At 46.7% G+C, this 16,593-nt stretch carries 18 protein-coding genes and 1 tRNA gene; 1 reads left to right on the forward strand and 18 read right to left on the reverse strand.

Going from position 1 to position 16,593, the window contains the following annotated elements; all coding sequences use genetic code 11:
- Positions 1-69: 69 nt before the first annotated feature.
- The 6 genes from NSS79_RS34175 to NSS79_RS34200 all read right to left on the reverse strand — a co-directional run bounded on the left by NSS79_RS34175 (position 70) and on the right by NSS79_RS34200 (position 3,697).
- The gene (locus tag NSS79_RS34175) at positions 70-870 is read right to left on the reverse strand and encodes a helix-turn-helix domain-containing protein (RefSeq protein WP_342437834.1); all 801 of its coding nucleotides are present in this window, start codon (positions 868-870) and stop codon (positions 70-72) included.
- Positions 870-1,913 carry a tyrosine-type recombinase/integrase gene (locus NSS79_RS34180; protein WP_342437835.1) on the reverse strand — a complete coding sequence of 348 codons (1,044 nt, stop codon included), beginning with the start codon at positions 1,911-1,913 and terminating at the stop codon, positions 870-872. The genes NSS79_RS34175 and NSS79_RS34180 overlap by 1 nt, the downstream gene beginning before the upstream one ends.
- Before the next feature lie 143 nt (positions 1,914-2,056).
- A tRNA-Ser gene (locus NSS79_RS34185) sits at positions 2,057-2,144 on the reverse strand.
- 47 nt (positions 2,145-2,191) lie between these two features.
- Entirely contained in the window at positions 2,192-2,398 is a 207-nt protein-coding gene (locus NSS79_RS34190; RefSeq protein WP_038598254.1) for a DUF951 domain-containing protein, read from the reverse strand.
- Entirely contained in the window at positions 2,398-3,417 is a 1,020-nt protein-coding gene (locus tag NSS79_RS34195) for a mechanosensitive ion channel family protein (RefSeq protein ID WP_342440495.1), read from the reverse strand. Before NSS79_RS34195 ends, NSS79_RS34190 begins: the two co-directional genes overlap by 1 nt.
- Positions 3,418-3,421: 4 nt before the next feature.
- On the reverse strand, positions 3,422-3,697 hold the full coding sequence (locus NSS79_RS34200; protein WP_342437836.1) for a DUF3343 domain-containing protein: 276 nt from the start codon (positions 3,695-3,697) through the stop codon (positions 3,422-3,424).
- A gap of 152 nt (positions 3,698-3,849) precedes the next feature.
- Between NSS79_RS34200 and yyaC the strand changes: the two genes are divergently transcribed.
- Entirely contained in the window at positions 3,850-4,458 is a 609-nt protein-coding gene (gene yyaC, locus NSS79_RS34205; protein WP_342437837.1) for a spore protease YyaC, read from the forward strand.
- Here yyaC and NSS79_RS34210 read toward each other — a convergent pair.
- The 12 genes from NSS79_RS34210 to rpmH all read right to left on the reverse strand — a co-directional run bounded on the left by NSS79_RS34210 (position 4,430) and on the right by rpmH (position 15,919).
- Positions 4,430-4,930, reverse strand: a complete 501-nt coding sequence (locus tag NSS79_RS34210; protein WP_342437838.1) for a DUF4446 family protein — start codon at positions 4,928-4,930, stop codon at positions 4,430-4,432. The two genes, yyaC and NSS79_RS34210, sit on opposite strands and share 29 nt — an antisense overlap.
- 20 nt (positions 4,931-4,950) lie before the next feature.
- Positions 4,951-6,114: an aminotransferase class V-fold PLP-dependent enzyme gene (locus NSS79_RS34215; RefSeq protein WP_342440496.1), complete on the reverse strand. Its 1,164-nt coding sequence runs from the start codon at positions 6,112-6,114 to the stop codon at positions 4,951-4,953.
- 94 nt (positions 6,115-6,208) lie between these two features.
- Positions 6,209-7,051 carry a ParB/RepB/Spo0J family partition protein gene (locus NSS79_RS34220; protein ID WP_340895750.1) on the reverse strand — a complete coding sequence of 281 codons (843 nt, stop codon included), beginning with the start codon at positions 7,049-7,051 and terminating at the stop codon, positions 6,209-6,211.
- Positions 7,044-7,805: an AAA family ATPase gene (locus NSS79_RS34225; protein ID WP_038598260.1), complete on the reverse strand. Its 762-nt coding sequence runs from the start codon at positions 7,803-7,805 to the stop codon at positions 7,044-7,046. The genes NSS79_RS34220 and NSS79_RS34225 overlap by 8 nt, the downstream gene beginning before the upstream one ends.
- 212 nt (positions 7,806-8,017) lie before the next feature.
- Positions 8,018-8,833, reverse strand: a complete 816-nt coding sequence (gene noc, locus NSS79_RS34230; protein ID WP_340899678.1) for a nucleoid occlusion protein — start codon at positions 8,831-8,833, stop codon at positions 8,018-8,020.
- Positions 8,834-9,220: 387 nt separating this feature from the next.
- A complete protein-coding gene (rsmG, locus tag NSS79_RS34235) occupies positions 9,221-9,943 on the reverse strand; it encodes a 16S rRNA (guanine(527)-N(7))-methyltransferase RsmG (protein ID WP_340895747.1) in 723 nt (240 codons plus the stop codon).
- Positions 9,944-9,946: 3 nt separating this feature from the next.
- The gene (gene mnmG, locus NSS79_RS34240) at positions 9,947-11,833 is read right to left on the reverse strand and encodes a tRNA uridine-5-carboxymethylaminomethyl(34) synthesis enzyme MnmG (RefSeq protein ID WP_340895745.1); all 1,887 of its coding nucleotides are present in this window, start codon (positions 11,831-11,833) and stop codon (positions 9,947-9,949) included.
- Positions 11,834-11,927: 94 nt separating this feature from the next.
- Positions 11,928-13,304 carry a tRNA uridine-5-carboxymethylaminomethyl(34) synthesis GTPase MnmE gene (mnmE, locus tag NSS79_RS34245; protein ID WP_076114396.1) on the reverse strand — a complete coding sequence of 459 codons (1,377 nt, stop codon included), beginning with the start codon at positions 13,302-13,304 and terminating at the stop codon, positions 11,928-11,930.
- A gap of 98 nt (positions 13,305-13,402) precedes the next feature.
- On the reverse strand, positions 13,403-14,137 hold the full coding sequence (jag, locus tag NSS79_RS34250; RefSeq protein WP_038598268.1) for an RNA-binding cell elongation regulator Jag/EloR: 735 nt from the start codon (positions 14,135-14,137) through the stop codon (positions 13,403-13,405).
- Positions 14,134-15,012 carry a YidC/Oxa1 family membrane protein insertase gene (locus NSS79_RS34255; protein WP_342437839.1) on the reverse strand — a complete coding sequence of 293 codons (879 nt, stop codon included), beginning with the start codon at positions 15,010-15,012 and terminating at the stop codon, positions 14,134-14,136. The genes jag and NSS79_RS34255 overlap by 4 nt, the downstream gene beginning before the upstream one ends.
- A gap of 86 nt (positions 15,013-15,098) precedes the next feature.
- Entirely contained in the window at positions 15,099-15,449 is a 351-nt protein-coding gene (gene rnpA / locus NSS79_RS34260) for a ribonuclease P protein component (protein WP_038598273.1), read from the reverse strand.
- Between the two features lie 335 nt (positions 15,450-15,784).
- On the reverse strand, positions 15,785-15,919 hold the full coding sequence (gene rpmH, locus NSS79_RS34265; protein ID WP_019914530.1) for a 50S ribosomal protein L34: 135 nt from the start codon (positions 15,917-15,919) through the stop codon (positions 15,785-15,787).
- Between the last annotated feature and the right edge of the window lie 674 nt (positions 15,920-16,593).

Genomic DNA, 16,593 nt, shown 5'->3' on the forward strand with positions numbered 1-16,593 from the left:
CTCGCTTAAACTATTATAGCACATGTGGATAAAGTTGGAGAACCTCACACAACCGCCATTGTGGATAGCTCAACCACCCGCAATACTCCGCTTGTACCGCAGCGCCTTCCACTCCGCCAGCGCCTCCGTATAAACATCGTGAAATAGACCGACCGGTGAGTATACGCTGTCCCTCGGCAGTCCTGTCCGTAAATCGACCGCTTTATCGAAATACCGATCGGCAGCTAACGCAATGACCTCCGGCTCTAGGCGGTCGCCAAACCTCCGCGTCAGCATAGCGTAAATATCCTCGAAGTAGTGATCGTAGAGGCTGGCGGTATCGTTGAGCGGTAGTTTAGTCAGCGCGGCGGTCAATGCGTGGAGAACCGCTTCGTCTTCATCGGGTATATGCGCGCTCTTATTTATCTTTCTCTTTAAGTCATTATTATTTAAATCATTAATAACTTGGGTAGGTTCTTCCGCATCCGATTCGCCCATATCCGGATTTTCCGTAAGTGGAAAAGTCGCGTTCGGTTCCACATCGGGATTTTCCGTAAGTGGTTCGTTATACTCTACGATAGGTCGTTCGTATACGATCGTTTCATAACCGGTAATGCGGCCGTTCTCCCGCGTCTGCTTACGGTCGATATACCCGGCAGCCTCTAATTCACGCAATGCCGAATAGACCGCGTCTTTGCCGTCTTTTGACCGCTTAACGAGATCGGAGATATAGACGCGCCAGTTTGACGGCTTCGATAATAGATAACCGAGTAACCCCTTCGATTTCCACGTTAAGCGCTCGTCCGATAAGAAATACGGATCGAGTATCGTGTAGGAGCTATCGCGCTTAGATACGCGGACAATGCCAGACTTACGCTGTTCTGTCGTCATTAATTCGCGCCACCCTTACGATTCATTAGGCGCGATAATGGCGAGTGTTTCCGGTGTTCCTCCGCTATACTGCTCTCGCTGATCTGCACGTATTTCCGCGTTGTAGCTATGTCCGCGTGTCCCATGATCTTCTGCAGGTGGAATATCGACATACCGTTCTCAGCCGCCATAGTTGCGAAATTATGACGCAGCACATGCGGGGAAACAGACCGGCCGAGCTTCGCCTTCTCCGCGTACTTATCGAACGCCTTCTGTATCGTCTTCTCGCTGAGTTGTTCACCATAATTTGTTGTAAACACGTGAGACGTATTAAAGTGCTGCTCGGACTCCGCTATCAATTGCTTAAGCAGCCGCAGCGTTTCCGTAGACAGAGGCATTATTCTCGATTTGCGGTTCTTGTTTTTCGAAGCCGGCAGCGCGATATGCTTCTTAACGAAACTAACCTCCGCCTTCTCCAACGCGCATATCTCATTCAGGCGGCAGCCGGCGTCTAAGATTAACGTCATGATAACGTAATCCCTCCATTGCGCCCACTGACGCTGATCCGGCGCTCTCATAAACCGTTTAAGCTCGTCGTCAGTCAGCGGCATTACCGTATCTTCGTCCTGGCGCAATAGAGAGACCTTTTTAGCGGGATTAACGCTAATGGCCTCCTCTTCGTATAGCGTATTGAAGAACGTTCTTAGAACGCGAATACGGACGTTTACAGAGGCCGGAGATATGCCGCGCCGATCTCGATCAAACTCCGATTTAAACGGATGGCCTCCGTAATATTTCTTCTCATCCGAACACCACAGTATGTAATTGCGCAGGTGGTCCGTCGTAACCTCGTCTACCGCGATATCTCCGACATTCTCCGTTAGCCATTCCGTAAAGTAGCGCATGTTCTGAATGTACCCGTCGATGGTTTTATCCTTTAGATTTTTAGCGCGCTTAACCTTCACTACGAAATCAATCGCGTCTTCCATTGAGTAACCCGGCAATGCTACGTCTGCAATCGGCGTCCGCTCCGTTAATGTCGGCTTGCCCGAGCGTTTATCCATACAAAAAAGCCCCCTACGTCATATTAACGTAGAGAGCATCGTGTAATCAGTAAGGTATCTCGGAATCATCTAGCGTCGTTATCGTGTAGTTTCCGCACACATATCGTACTGAAACCATTGATACTAGCGTGTTTTTGGGAAAACGGAGAGGGTGGGATTCGAACCCACGCACGCTGTGACACGCCTAACTGATTTCGAGTCAGCCCCCTTGGGCCTCTTGGGTACCTCTCCGCAGCAAGATTTATTGTATCATGATGCAGCTTGCTTTGCAAGCTTAATTATTCAAGTCCGCTTTCCGCTGCACGCAGAACCTTTTTCATGTTCTTCTCGAACTTTGCACGGGGAATCAGGACACTATGCTGGCAGCCGATGCACTTAATGCGGATGTCCATACCCATGCGGATAATCTCCATTTCATTAGTGCCGCAAGGATGCGGCTTCTTCATCTGCACAACATCACCCAACTGGAAAACCTTACGTTCCATCACTCTTCCCCCTCTTCGCCTTCTCTTTCCTGAGCCGCAGCGACTTGCCTTCTCGGGTTATTCCCCTCGGTTTCCCGGCCTCTGCGTGCCGTTTCAAGCGCCTCGGCTTCCGCTGCCCGAGCCTCGCGCTCCGCCAGTTCACGCGCTTCCTGCTCGGCCTTAGCCGCCTCCAGACTAGTCTGCTTCTCCAGCGCCTGTTTGATATCGCTCTGGATCTGCCGTTCTGCCGATTCTCTGGCGTTAGGGAGACAGTTCGCCGCTACACGAATCACATATTCTGAAGTGCTCATGGACTGAATCCCCAGTATATTCGGGTACGCGAGTACATTTGAATTACGTTCCTCGATTCCCACAAGCGCTTCACCAATCAATGAAAGAGTGCCTTCAAGCCCCCGCTCTATTTTCACCGGAACATCCACCACCGCTAAAGCGTTGGCAAGGGAATAGTTGGTCACATTGATAATGGTACCATTCGGGATGATATGAACCTCACCGGTAGTGCTCAGCAGTCTTGTCGTTCTGAGACCGATCATCTCTACAGTCCCTTTATAAGTACCGGTCTGGATTACATCACCTACCGCGAACTGATCCTCAAAAATGATGAAGAATCCGGTAATTACATCTTTGACCAAACTCTGGGCTCCAAAACCAACAGCAAGCCCCACTACCCCGGCTCCTGCCAGCAGCGGGCCCAAATTAAAATTAAATTCAGCGAGAATTATCATGATCATTACAAAATTACAGATAAACGTAACCACATTCTTCAGCAGTCCCCCAACGGTTGAGAACCGGCGGCTGTTCACCAGTATTCTGCCACGGGTTTCCCGTTCCATTGAACGGTCAATGATCTTGGATACCACTTTTATAATGACCCGGGTCAGAATGAAGATGATAAGAATCCGCAAGCCAGAAAACAGTACATTGGCCCACATTTCCGTGTTGGTGAAAAACTCCCACACCTTATCACTAAGAGTATATGCAGCTTTCAATGGATCTGTAGGTTTCTCTGCATTCAACATCCACTTATTCATCTACTCCCTCCCCTTCGGTGATAAGTGTATAACCTATTCCTTTATTGTCCTTGCCATAGATCCCGCGGATTTCAACGTCCTGCTCCGCTATAATCTTCCGGACTTCCCCGATTGCTCCCCGAAAGAACTGAATAGACATTGCACAGCCTGCTGTAATTTCTTTGGGAGTCGGGAAGATATCAATTTCGATTTCCGCATATTCCAGCAGCATTTCGGCGCGCAGCGCCTGCTGCGTAGAATCAAAAGCAATCAGCAGCTCTTCCTCCATCTCCACGCCTCCCTCTGGGTTAAACGTCCTATCTCTTTCCCCTGTAGTATAAAAAATCTCTTTCATCCATATACTAGGATCATCAGCAACCTTTCAACTGAAAGACAAAGCTGCTGATATTTTCGTAGAGTCCCCTCAGAAAGGAAGATTATATGAATTCTTCTTCTAAAGCTGCACCACTGCAAGAACCATCCTGTTTAAAAATATCACATGCCGATCCCAATATCTATTCTGCCATTACTCACCGTCTGCTTTTTCACTTTTCCAGCACCCGTCCCGATACACCGATTGTAATCGTCTGTATAGGCACGGACCGTTCAACCGGAGATTCACTTGGACCGCTGGTCGGAACAGCACTGGCGCGGTTCCACAGCCCTCTGTTCCACCTGTATGGAACACTGGACGAGCCTGTGCATGCCGTTAATCTGGAAGAAACACTTACCCTCATCCGAGAGAAGTATAATAACCCTTTTATTATTGGTATAGATGCCTGCCTAGGCCATTCTACGAGTGTCGGCTGTATTCAGGTCGTGGATGGACCTTTAAAACCCGGAGCCGGCGTTAACAAGCAACTCCCCCCTGTCGGCGATATCCATCTGACTGGCATCGTTAATGTAGGCGGCTTTATGGAGTACTTCGTATTACAAAACACAAGATTGAGCCTTGTAATGCGGTTATCTGATATTATTGCTGTCAGCCTCTACTCTGCCTTGAAACAGTGGAATCTTCATGCTAAATCTGCTGCAACGCGAGAGCAATAACTTCCTTCTCTTCCGGAGACAAAGGATATTGGGATTCTCCCGCTTCAAGCGGTTTGGAATAGATATAGGAGTTTTCACGATTATGAAGACTGGTGAGCACAATTCCACTGCGATTGTCATCCACTATTGCCAGCGAAAAGCTCAGGTCATTCCCGCGTTCACCGAAGGCATTATATCGCTTCATGGCCATAATTGACTTCATGCCGCGCATTTTAGCCTGAGCAGCTTCAATCAAAGCCTTGTGCTCCTTCTGCTCCTCTTCCAGCATATCGCCTTGATTCTTAAGATCAATCAACAAGCTTTCCAAATCTTCCACACCACTACCGCTCATCATCGTTTCATATCTGCGCCGCATCTTTCCAAGCTTGCTGCCCTGAAGAATCAACACTATAGCCATTATTATAACCACAACGGTGAACGCAATAACAAACCCGGATAATTGCTCATTTATTAACTGATTCAATTCTGACATATATGGACCATCCTTCGTATTTATCTGCTGCGGCCAATGCCATATAGTTCCTCCATGGCGACCAGCATTCTGTTTATATCATGTTCTGTGGAGCTGACTCCTACACTTGCCCGTACAGCACCGCTCTCCAGTGTCTCCGCTGCTTTATGGGCCAACGGAGTACAGTGCATACCGGCACGCACAGCAATGTTATACTCCCGGTCCAGCCGATGTGCAATCTCTGCCGACTCCTGCCCTTCTATTGTAAACGAAACAATTCCGCTGCGCGAAACACCGATTTCAGGCCCAAGCAACCTCATACCAGGAATGCCGGACAAGCCTTCCATTAGTTTCTGTGTCAGCAACCATTCCTGCCGGTGAATATTCGCCGGGCCTAAAGACTTAATCTTTTTCAACCCTGCAAGCAGCCCGGCTATCCCCACCGCGTTTTGTGTCCCCGCTTCATACCGGTCAGGCCGAACAGTAGGCTGCTCACTGATTTCAGACTGACTACCTGTCCCTCCATGCATCAATGGCTCTAAATCAAGGTTTGGAGCAATATATAGTCCTCCTGTCCCCTGCGGTCCAAGCAGCCCTTTATGACCAGGAAATGCAAGCAAATCAATATTCATTTGGGCTACATCTATTTCCACCGTCCCGGCACTTTGCGCAGCATCCACCAGGAATACCGCCCCGTGAGACTTTGCGATGTCGCCAATTTCTCCGATCGGTAGAATACTGCCCAGCAGATTGGAACTATGATTGCAGATCACCATTTTAGTATTGCGTCTTAATGATTTTTGAAGTTCCAGCAAATCGACCTGGCCTTTAGAATCGACGCGCAAATAATCTACTTCCACTTCTAAAGTCCGGCGTAAATATTCCAGCGGCCTACGAACGGAATTATGTTCCGTCATCGTTGAGATGACATGATCCCCCCGTTGCAGTGTACCCTTAATGGCCATATTTAGCCCCATTGTTGTATTGTGGGTAAAGGCAATATCCTGTGCGTTGGAGATAGAAAAAAGTTCAGCAAGCATGCTTCGCGCTCTCACCAGTACCCTGCCTGTCCCAATAGCCAGCGAGTGATTACCACGGCCGGCATTCGCGCCGGAGTGTTGCAGGGCATCCAGCATCGCGGCAGCCACCTCAGGGGGCTTAGGCCATGAAGTTGCCGCATGATCTAAATAAACCAATTCTCCCATCTCTCCACCCTCACTTTTTCTCATTTAAAAAACACACCCCTCCATATCCGCTAAAGGATATCTCAGGATATGTTTTCGGGCACAGATATCCAAATCAGTTTCCCAATAGTTCCAGTAATCTTTCCAGGTCTTGGGCACTGTAATAATTGATTTCAATTTTCCCTTTTTCTTTACCTTGTTTAATCTTCACTGTTGTTTTGAATCGCTCGCGCAACCCTTCCTCAACATTATCAATGTATGGATCACGTTTAACAACTTTCGCTTTTATGCCATTGGCAGGTTTACGGTCCAGGTTCTTTACGACCTCTTCTAACTGTCTGACATTCCACTGCTGTTCCACACATTGATCCGCTAACTGTTTCACCGTCTCCGGATCTTTCAAGGCGACGATTGCCCGAGCATGTCCCATGGAAATTGTTCCACGTGAAACATATTCCTTCACTTCTTCCGGTAAAGTCAGCAGCCGTAAAAAATTAGCGATATGCGATCTTGATTTACCTACCTTCAGTGAAAGCTCCTCTTGGGTAAGCGAAAATTGATCCATTAGCCCTTGATAAGCAACTGCGATTTCCATCGCATTTAAATTTTCCCGCTGCAGATTTTCAATCAGGGCAATTTCCATAACTTGCTGATCGCTAAGACTTCGCACAACAGCAGGAATGGTTGCTTTTCCACAATATTGTGAAGCTCGAAATCTGCGTTCACCAGCGATGATTTCATAACCTTTTAGCACAGCGCGAACAATAATCGGTTGGATTACACCATGTTGTCTTATGGATTCAGCCAACTCCTGTATGGCTTCCTCATTAAAGTCCTTACGGGGCTGATAAGGGTTAGCGCGCAATTGCCCTAAAGGTATCTCCACAACCTTATCGTCTTCATTAATAGACAAGGATGGAATTAACGCATCGAGACCTTTCCCTAAACGCTTACTCATAAGAGATCACTTCCTTTGCCAACTCTAAGTACACTTCCGCTCCTTTGGAACGGGTATCATAAGTAATAATGGATTGCCCATGGGAAGGCGCTTCACTCAATCGTACATTACGTGGAATGATCGTTTTGTAAACCTTTTCCTGGAAGTACTTTTTCACTTCTTCAATGACTTGGATCCCCAGATTAGTCCGGGCATCAAGCATGGTTAACAATACCCCTTCAATCTTTAAATGCGGGTTGAGGTTCTTTTGCACGAGCCGTACAGTGTTAAGCAGCTGGCTTAATCCTTCAAGGGCATAATATTCACACTGGATAGGAATAATCACTGAATCCGCAGCCGTCAGCGAATTAATGGTAAGGATGCCCAATGATGGAGGACAATCAATGATAATATAATCATAATTGCTCTTCACTGCATTAAGCGCCTTCTTCAGCTTCAGTTCTCTGGAAATTGTAGATACCAATTCAATCTCCGCACCCGCCAATTGAATCGTTGCCGGGATAATATGAAGCCCCTCAATTTGTGTTTCCAATATCGTTTCCTGAGGATTCACTTCATTAATAAGGATATCATAAATGCAATTTGCTACATCCGCTTTGTTGACGCCAACGCCGCTTGTAGTGTTGCCTTGCGGATCAATATCGACAAGAAGCACTCTTTTCCCTAAAGTAGCCATACCGGCACCAAGGTTCACAGAGGTTGTCGTTTTACCGACTCCACCTTTTTGATTTGCTATGGCAATAATCTTGGACACTTATTTCACCTCGAATTGTTAGGAAGAATCATCTTGTAGGTCGTGAGTTGTTTTACGGCGTAATCGTAAATTGAATACGGCATCACTTTTTGCGAGAAATATAGACAAATAGACAAATATCATTTCATTTCTGTCTTATGTGATATACTCCGGTCCAAGTCACAGAAAAGGCGGCCAATCACCTCAGGGCCGCCTTCAGCTTTTAAAACGAATTATCTTTTTGGGATTTGAATCACGATCTCGTAATGGTCACCGCGGTCATTTTCCGAGGTTTTAATCTCCATTCCAGAACCTGATACCATATCTATGGATTGACGAATTGTATTTAGAGCGAGCCGGACATCCTTTGTATAGGAAACCCGTTTGGATTTTTTGGTTTGATTCACAGCTTTATAAAATGCGATCCTTGCCTCTGTCTGCTTAACATTTAAGCCCTTAGAAATAATCTCCGCAAGCACCTTCAACTGCATTTCCACACTGTCTAGAGATAATAAGGAACGGGCATGCCGTTCTGTAATTTGGCGCTCCATAAGTGCAGTTTTAACCTGTTCAGGTAATTGCAGCAAGCGGATTTTATTCGCGATTGTTGACTGGCTTTTACCGAGACGCTGGGCCAAGCTTTCTTGAGTCAATTGGTGAAGATCAATCAATTTCTGATAAGCGACAGCTTCTTCAATTGAGGTCAAACCTTCACGCTGCAAATTCTCGATCAAGGCAATAGATGCTGCCTGTGAGTCATTGAACTCACGAACAATAGCCGGAATTGTCTCCAGACCAAGCTTCTTCACAGCCCGCCAGCGACGTTCACCTGCGATAATCTCATACTGGGAATCGCGCATCCGCACGACAATAGGCTGGATCACACCGTGAGTTTTGATAGTCTGACAGAGCTCGTCTATCTTGTCGTCATCAAAAATAGTCCGTGGCTGATAAGGACTGCTGATGACCTCATGAACCGGGATTTGTTTGATCTCTTCTCCGCTGCTCCGCTCGGTAAATCCAAAAAGCTTGGTGAATTGTTCTTTCATTCCGTTCATTACCACCTAATTTCGTTATAGTACGATCGCCTTGACCCTGCCTAGCGAAAAGCTTATCGTATCGTACAGCAAAAAGAAAGCTTCTATTGATTTCATTCCAAAAGATATTGCAGTTCTTTCGGTGGCGGTTCCCGGCGCAAAAATCTCTTTCCAGATGAAAATTCTGCAAAATCGGGAGTGCAACCCTTCCTAAAAGTCTTACTATATTATTCTATCACTTTTTCGCTCATAATCCTATTCTCCATATGGACCTATTTTTCCTGCAATGTATGCCACGAATAAAGCTATGAAGAAACATAAAAAAAGATCAAGCCCTAAGGAATAAGGACTTGATCTTTACAACATTTATTCTCTTACACGATGTTTCACGTGAAACAATCAGATCAAAGGAGACTTGGCCGGTATTCCCGCTTTACGCGGATATTTTGCTGGTGTGGCTCCTGTCTTGCGAATAATAACGATATGTCTGGCAGATTCCTCTACGGGTAAACTGAAGGATTCAACCTTTTGCAATTCAGCGCGAAGCTCCTTGAAACTAAACTTCGCCTCCTTTAGTTCCTCAGCAGGATCACTGCCCTTCATTGCTGCAAACACACCCTCTTTTTTCGTAAAAGGAAGACAGAATTCATTCAACAGGGATAAACGGGCAACCGCCCGGGCCGTAACTATATCATAGGCATCGCGATGAACAAATTGTCGGGAGACATCCTCTGCCCGGCCATGAATCAATTGAACATTTTGTAATTCCAGTGTATCGCATACATGTTGGAGAAAGGAAATTCGTTTGCTTAGTGAATCAACAATTGTCAGCTTCAAATGCGGGAAACAAATCTTAAGCGGAATCCCTGGGAAGCCGGCTCCTGATCCGATATCAGCCAAGCTTTTCGCATCATCCATCTTTAAATAGAAAGCAAGTGAAAGGGAATCATAAAAGTGTTTGGTATATACTTGATCCCGTTCAGTAATTCCGGTGAGATTCATTTTTTCATTCCAGGAAACCAGTTCCTGATAATAAAGCTCAAATTGCTTAAGCTGCTCCGGGTTCAGCTTGATTCCCTGTTCCTGAAGTAGAGCCGTAAACTGTGCTACAGTATTATCCATAGATTATCCTTTCGCTGCCGTCACACGATTGAAATGCTCCAAATGTACAAGAAGAATCGAAATATCTGCTGGTGTTACCCCAGCTATCCGCGAAGCCTGCCCGATTGAGATTGGAGCAATCTTAGTCAGCTTCTGCCGCGCTTCCATTGCCAATCCATGAATTTCATTATAGTTGATACTCTCAGGAATCTTCTTCTTCTCCATCTTTTGCAGTTTTTCCACATGCTGCAGCTGTTTCTCGATATATCCGGCATATTTAATCTGTATTTCAACCTGCTCCTTCATCTCTTCGTCCAGTGCTTCAGGAGAAGGAGAAACCTGGTCCACGAAACTATACGTAAGCTCAGGGCGGCGCATCAGGGTAAGCATGTTGCTTCCATCTACGATTGGGGCAGACTCATAACCCGCAAGCGCATCATTGACCTCCACTGGTTTCACCTTAGTTTCCTGGAGCCGGACGATTTCACGTTCAACACGCTCTTTTTTATCCAGAAAAGCCGCATACCGCTGCTCTGGGATCAGACCAATATCATGTCCGATAGGCGTCAGACGCAGGTCAGCATTATCATGGCGAAGCAGCAGACGGTATTCCGCACGCGAGGTAAGCAGACGATATGGTTCATTAGTTCCTTTGGTCACCAGATCATCAATCAGTACGCCAATATAACCTTGTGACCGATCAAGTACAACCGGTTCTTTATCCTGAACTTTCCGCGCTGCATTAATACCTGCCATAACCCCCTGCCCTGCTGCCTCTTCATAGCCGGAGGTTCCATTGATTTGACCGGCAGTGAACAGCCCAGGCAAACGTTTGGTTTCCAGTGAAGGCCATAACTGTGTAGGAACCATGGCATCATATTCAATCGCATAACCATTACGCATCATTTCGACCTTTTCCATCCCTGGAATCGAACGGAGAACCGCCAGCTGAACATCTTCAGGAAGACTGGTGGAAAGTCCTTGTACATAGTATTCCGATGTGTTTTTCCCTTCCGGTTCAAGGAATATCTGGTGTTTGGATTTATCGCTGAAACGGACAACTTTATCTTCTATAGAAGGGCAATAACGGGGTCCTGTTCCTTCAATAATTCCAGTAAACATCGGCGCCCGGTGAAGATTGTCATTAATGATCTGATGAGTCACTTCAGAGGTATAGGTGAGCCAGCAAGGAAGCTGCTCATTCTGCGACGACTTCGTTTCAAATGAGAAGAACTTGGGTTTGTCGTCACCCGGCTGAATTTCCGTTTTGGAAAAATCAATCGTATCCTTATGCACACGTGGCGGTGTCCCCGTCTTAAAGCGCACCAGATCAAAACCAAGCTCACGCAAATTTTCGGACAACCGTACTGAAGGCTGCTGATTATTCGGCCCGCTCTCATATGTCAGCTCACCCATTATCACTTTGCCCCGCAAATAAGTTCCAGTCGTCAGAATAACCGTCTTGCTGCGGTACGCCGTACCTGTCTTCGTAATTACACCCACACAGCGGCCGTCTTCAACGATAAGCTCCTCCACCATGCCCTGGCGCAACGTTAGGTTAGGGGTTTTCTCCATCGTTTCCTTCATCGCATGCTGATACAGGAATTTATCCGCTTGCGCGCGCAAGGCATGGACTGCGGGTCCTTTACCTGTATTAAGCATACGCAATTGAATGTATGTCTTATCAATGTTGCGGCCCATTTCGCCGCCGAGGGCATCAATTTCGCGCACTACATGGCCCTTGGCTGGTCCGCCAATGGACGGATTGCAGGGCATGAACGCCACCATATCCAGGTTTATCGTAATCATCAACGTATTGCAGCCCATGCGTGCAGCCGCCAGAGCAGCCTCGCAACCGGCATGTCCGGCGCCTATGACAACAACGTCATAGCTGCCTCCTTCATAACTCATGTCTTGTTCCTCCCCAAAGGCTGCGTTTCAATCGCAGTAATATGATGAACATGATCTGCAATAACTCAGTAATGAATCATTCGCAAGAAGCATGTTATTTGCCTAAACAGAATTGCGAGAAAATTTGATCCAGCAGAGAATCAGCAGCAGTATCCCCGATAATTTCTCCAAGCTGCTCCCAAGCCAACCTTACATCGATCTGGATCATATCAATTGGAATATGCATCTCCGCAGCCTCGTACGCATCCTGAAGCGACCTATGCGCTTTTTTGAGCAGTGCGATATGGCGTACATTACTTACATAGGTCAAATCGCCCGATTCCAGCTTGCCGCCAAAAAAGAGCTCCGAAATAGCTTCTTCCAGTTTATCCAGGCCTTCCTCTTCCAGTACCGACATTGGGACAATGCTGGCCTCGCTAAAATATTCGTGCAGCTTGGCTTTATCCAGGCGTGCTGGTAAGTCCATTTTATTCATGATGACCAAGGCTTGTCTACCGTGGATTTGTTCCATAAGTTCCAGCTCATCTTCATGCAGCTCTTCATTTGCATTCAGCACCAGCAGAATCAGGTCAGCATCACTAAAAGCTGCTTTGGAACGCTCTACCCCGATTTTTTCCACCACATCCATGGTTTCACGAATACCTGCTGTATCCAGCAGCTTCAACGGTATATTATTAATCGTTACAAATTCCTCTATAACATCACGCGTTGTTCCTGGAATATCCGTTACAATCGCTTTGTTATCGCGGGCCAGTGCGTTCAGCAGGGATGATTTACCGACATTGGGACGGCCCACAATAGCTGTCGTAATGCCTTCGCGCAAAATTTTACCTTCATTAGCAGTCTTGAGCAGCTTATTAATGCCGTCCATTACTTCACTGCTCTTGTCTTTGATAAACTCGGCGGTTAAGGATTCCACATCATGTTCGGGATAATCAATATTCACTTCAATATGCGCCAGCGTCTCGATAAGGGTATGGCGCAGGGAGTGGATACGCTGGGACAAAGAACCGCTAACCTGCTTCAGCGCAACGGAAAAAGCCCGGTCCGACTTGGAACGGATCAAATCAATCACCGCTTCTGCCTGGGAAAGATCAATTCGTCCGCCCAAAAAAGCACGCTTGGTGAATTCACCCGGCTCAGCCAATCGGATATCCTGCTGCAACAGCAGATCCATCACTCTTCTGACCGAAATCACCCCGCCATGGGCACTGATCTCCACTACATCCTCTGTTGTAAAAGAACGCGGTCCCTTCATCACAGTTACCAGCACTTCTTCCATTCGTTCTCCGTCAGCCGGACTTATAATATGGCCGTAATGAACGGTATGTGATTCCGCTTCGGTCAGCGGAACCCGGCTGCGGAATAAGGGTGCGACCTGGGAGATGGCCTGTGGGCCGCTCACCCGGATGATCGCAATTCCCCCTTCGCCTAATGCCGTCGATACGGCAGCGATGGTGTCACTAAGCATGCTGTTATTCACCTCGATATAATCTATACTTTCTTCTATTTTAAAAAAAGCAATGACCCCTTACATTGGTCAAGGAGTCATTGCGGCAATATTAGTCTCTACTTCAATGTTATAACGACACGGCGATTCGGTTCTTCACCCTTACTAAGGGTGTTGACCTGCCGGTGATCCTGCAGCCTGGCATGTATAATCTTCCGTTCCTGCGGTGACATCGGCTCCAGCACGACCTCTTTACGGGTTCGAACTACCCGTCCCGCAAGCCGGTCAGCCAGTTCTTCCAATGTCTTTTTGCGGCGTTCACGGAAATTCTCCGCATCCAGCACCAGCCGGATGAAACTATCAGAATAACGGTTGGCCACAATATTAGCCAAATACTGCAAAGCATCGAGAGTTTGTCCTCTTCTGCCGATCAGCAGCCCCAGATCCGGACCGGAAATTTGCAGAATGGTCGATTCCTTTGTATGAACGATTTCCACTTCTACCTCAAGCCCCATACTCTTGGCGACATCCACGATGAAATGAACGGCTTCTTGGTATGCTTCCTCCACCGGTTGTCCGGAATCTTGGCGTGGTACGCCGCCGACAGCCTCCTGTTTGCTCTCTCTAGATGACTGCTGAGGCATTGACGGAGCACTCGCCGCTGATGCCGGTGCGGCCTCGGCAATTAAGGTTAATTCAACCTTGGCATCCTTCGCACCGATCAATCCAAGGAATCCTCTTGACGGCTGTTCAAGTACGTTGACCGTGACCCGGTCCTTTTGAACTCCAAGCTGGTTAAGTCCCCGTTCTACAGCTTCTTCAATGGTTTTCCCTGTTGCGACGATTTTGCTCATTTTGACTTTTTGGCCCCCTTCGATCCTTTGCTTTTCGTAGCGGAAGCAGGATTCTTGCTCTTCACAAGGTTAACTTCACTGCTGCTGCCGGCACCTGCAACAGCCAATTTGGTCTTATCGTTGTTGCGGTATAAGAAGTAGTTCTGAATAATGGTGTAAAGGTTACTGTAGAACCAGTACAGTGGAAGTGCTGAAGGGAAATTGTAGGACATGATGAAAATCAGAACCGGATATACCATCATCATGAACTGCATAGGGCCCTGCTGTTGAACAGGATTCATCTTGGTCATCATTCTGGTCTGCAGGAATGTAGTAGCGGCAGCCAGCAACGGCAGGATGAACAGATGATCGGGTTTGCCGAGCTGGAGCCACAAGAACGAATGCTCCCGCAGAGCAGGGTTGTAATAGATCGAGTTGTATAGAGCGATAAAAATCGGCATTTGCACAATCAGCGGCAGACAGCCGGAAATCGGATTCACCTTATTCTCCTGGAACAGGCGCATCGTTTCTTGCTGTACTTTTTCAGGCTGATCTTTATATTTTTTCTGGATCTTTTGGAGTTCCGGTTGAATGGCCTGCATCGCGCGCGAGCTCCTTACCTGCTTCATGGTAAGCGGCAAAATTAACGTGCGGACGATCAAAACCATTACAAGTACGGCTAGTCCATACTGTCCATCAAACCATTTTGCGAAAGTATCGAGCGCTATGGCGAAATAATAAACGACATTACTTTGCCAAAAGCTTCCGTTCTTCAAATCCTCCGTAGTGTGCGTAACCGCTGATGATGGAGCGCACCCTGACAGAACAGCAATCATCAGTACCATTAGGCCGAGGAGAAGAAATTGTTTTCCTCGTCTAGTCTTCAATAGAGACACTTCAAAACCCCTCTCATAAACATTCCATTGCACCGTAAATCATACCATAATTATGAATACAAATAAACAAGCCGCTTAAGCCGCCATTACTTGCGTGAAGCCTTGAGCAGCTTGGCTTTGCGCAGCACATGAAGCGCACTTTTCTCCAGCTCGGCGTAATCCATGGAAAGTGCTCCTTTACGAACGATGAAGACCATGTCCAGCCCGCCGGCAATTTCCGGTTCATGATGGCGGATAATTTCCTTCACCAGTCGTCTCATCCGGTTACGGACGACGGCGTTTCCGACCTTTTTGCTAACCGACACACCCAACCGGAACCGCTCCACCTCTTTTCTGCTGAACCAATACACTACAAATTGATGATTCGCAAATGACTTCCCATGGCGATATACGCGACTGAAGTCGGCACGGTTTCGTAATCGTAATCTTTTGTGCACGGGAATCTCCTATTCAAAGACCGGACACGATGAGCTCCGGAATTTTTCTTCTAATTAGTATAGTCATCCGGCTGCCGCCATAAACGGTTAAGTCCGGACATATGGCTTAATCCTTCATTTACATCCGCATACATTAAAAAGCCCCGCAAAGTATAGCCAACATCCTCTGCAGAGCTTAACAAATATTCATGCACTCGTGAAAAACGGAACCTCCTCCATTATAAAGGGCGATATCCGTTTCTCAGGCTATATAAGGAAGCGAATCAGATGATCCACCTGTCCAGCCCCCTTATATTTAAAAAAGGACCACCGCAGTGGTCCTTAAGTGGCCTAACTTACGCACTCAAAACTTTTCTGCCTTTCAAGCGGCGGGCTGCCAGCACTTTGCGGCCGTTTTTCGTGCTCATTCTTTTGCGGAAACCATGCACCTTCTTGCGTTTGCTCACATTCGGTTTGAACGTCGGTCTCATGTATTGCACCTCCCTTACAGGAACTTAATTACTGTCATATTAGCAGAAACGGACTAAGCCGCTCTTTTGAGTAGGGACAGTATCTACAAGTATTGTCATTATAATTTGAAGACATATCCTCACAGAAAACACCTTTATATATTTAAACACATAATGTGCGAAAAAGTCAACCTTGTCTCTCCAACCTTACTCCCCTCATTTAAATCCGCTTATCCACAATCCACCGATCCAAAAATTTAATCCACAGCGTTTTACAGTTATCCACCTGTGTGCAAAAAATGAAGTCGACTAATCACACATGCGCACAACCTGTGTATAAAAAAATCGAAGTCATGACGGAAACTGTCGAACGGTAAACAAATTATCAACAATATGTAGTGTTGTTCTTAAAAATTATACACAAGTGCTTGAATTTGTGGATAAAATGGCGCCGCTCATTGAAAAATAAGGGGGCATTTGCTATGATGGTATTACTTTTGAATGTGAATAGATTTGTTTGTTCTATATATTATCAACAAGCTGTGGATAAAGTTGTGAACAATTCAAATTTATCCATATTTTTTTGTCTCTTGATATTGCATATTGGGGATAAGATTCAGCACTAACCCATTTTCTTCGACATTTCCACTTCATGGCTGATGCCACATTTGGAAGATTTAAAGGAGTGACAGTCT

This window comes from Paenibacillus sp. FSL L8-0436 (assembly GCF_038593025.1).
Lineage (GTDB): Bacteria > Bacillota > Bacilli > Paenibacillales > Paenibacillaceae > Paenibacillus_AQ.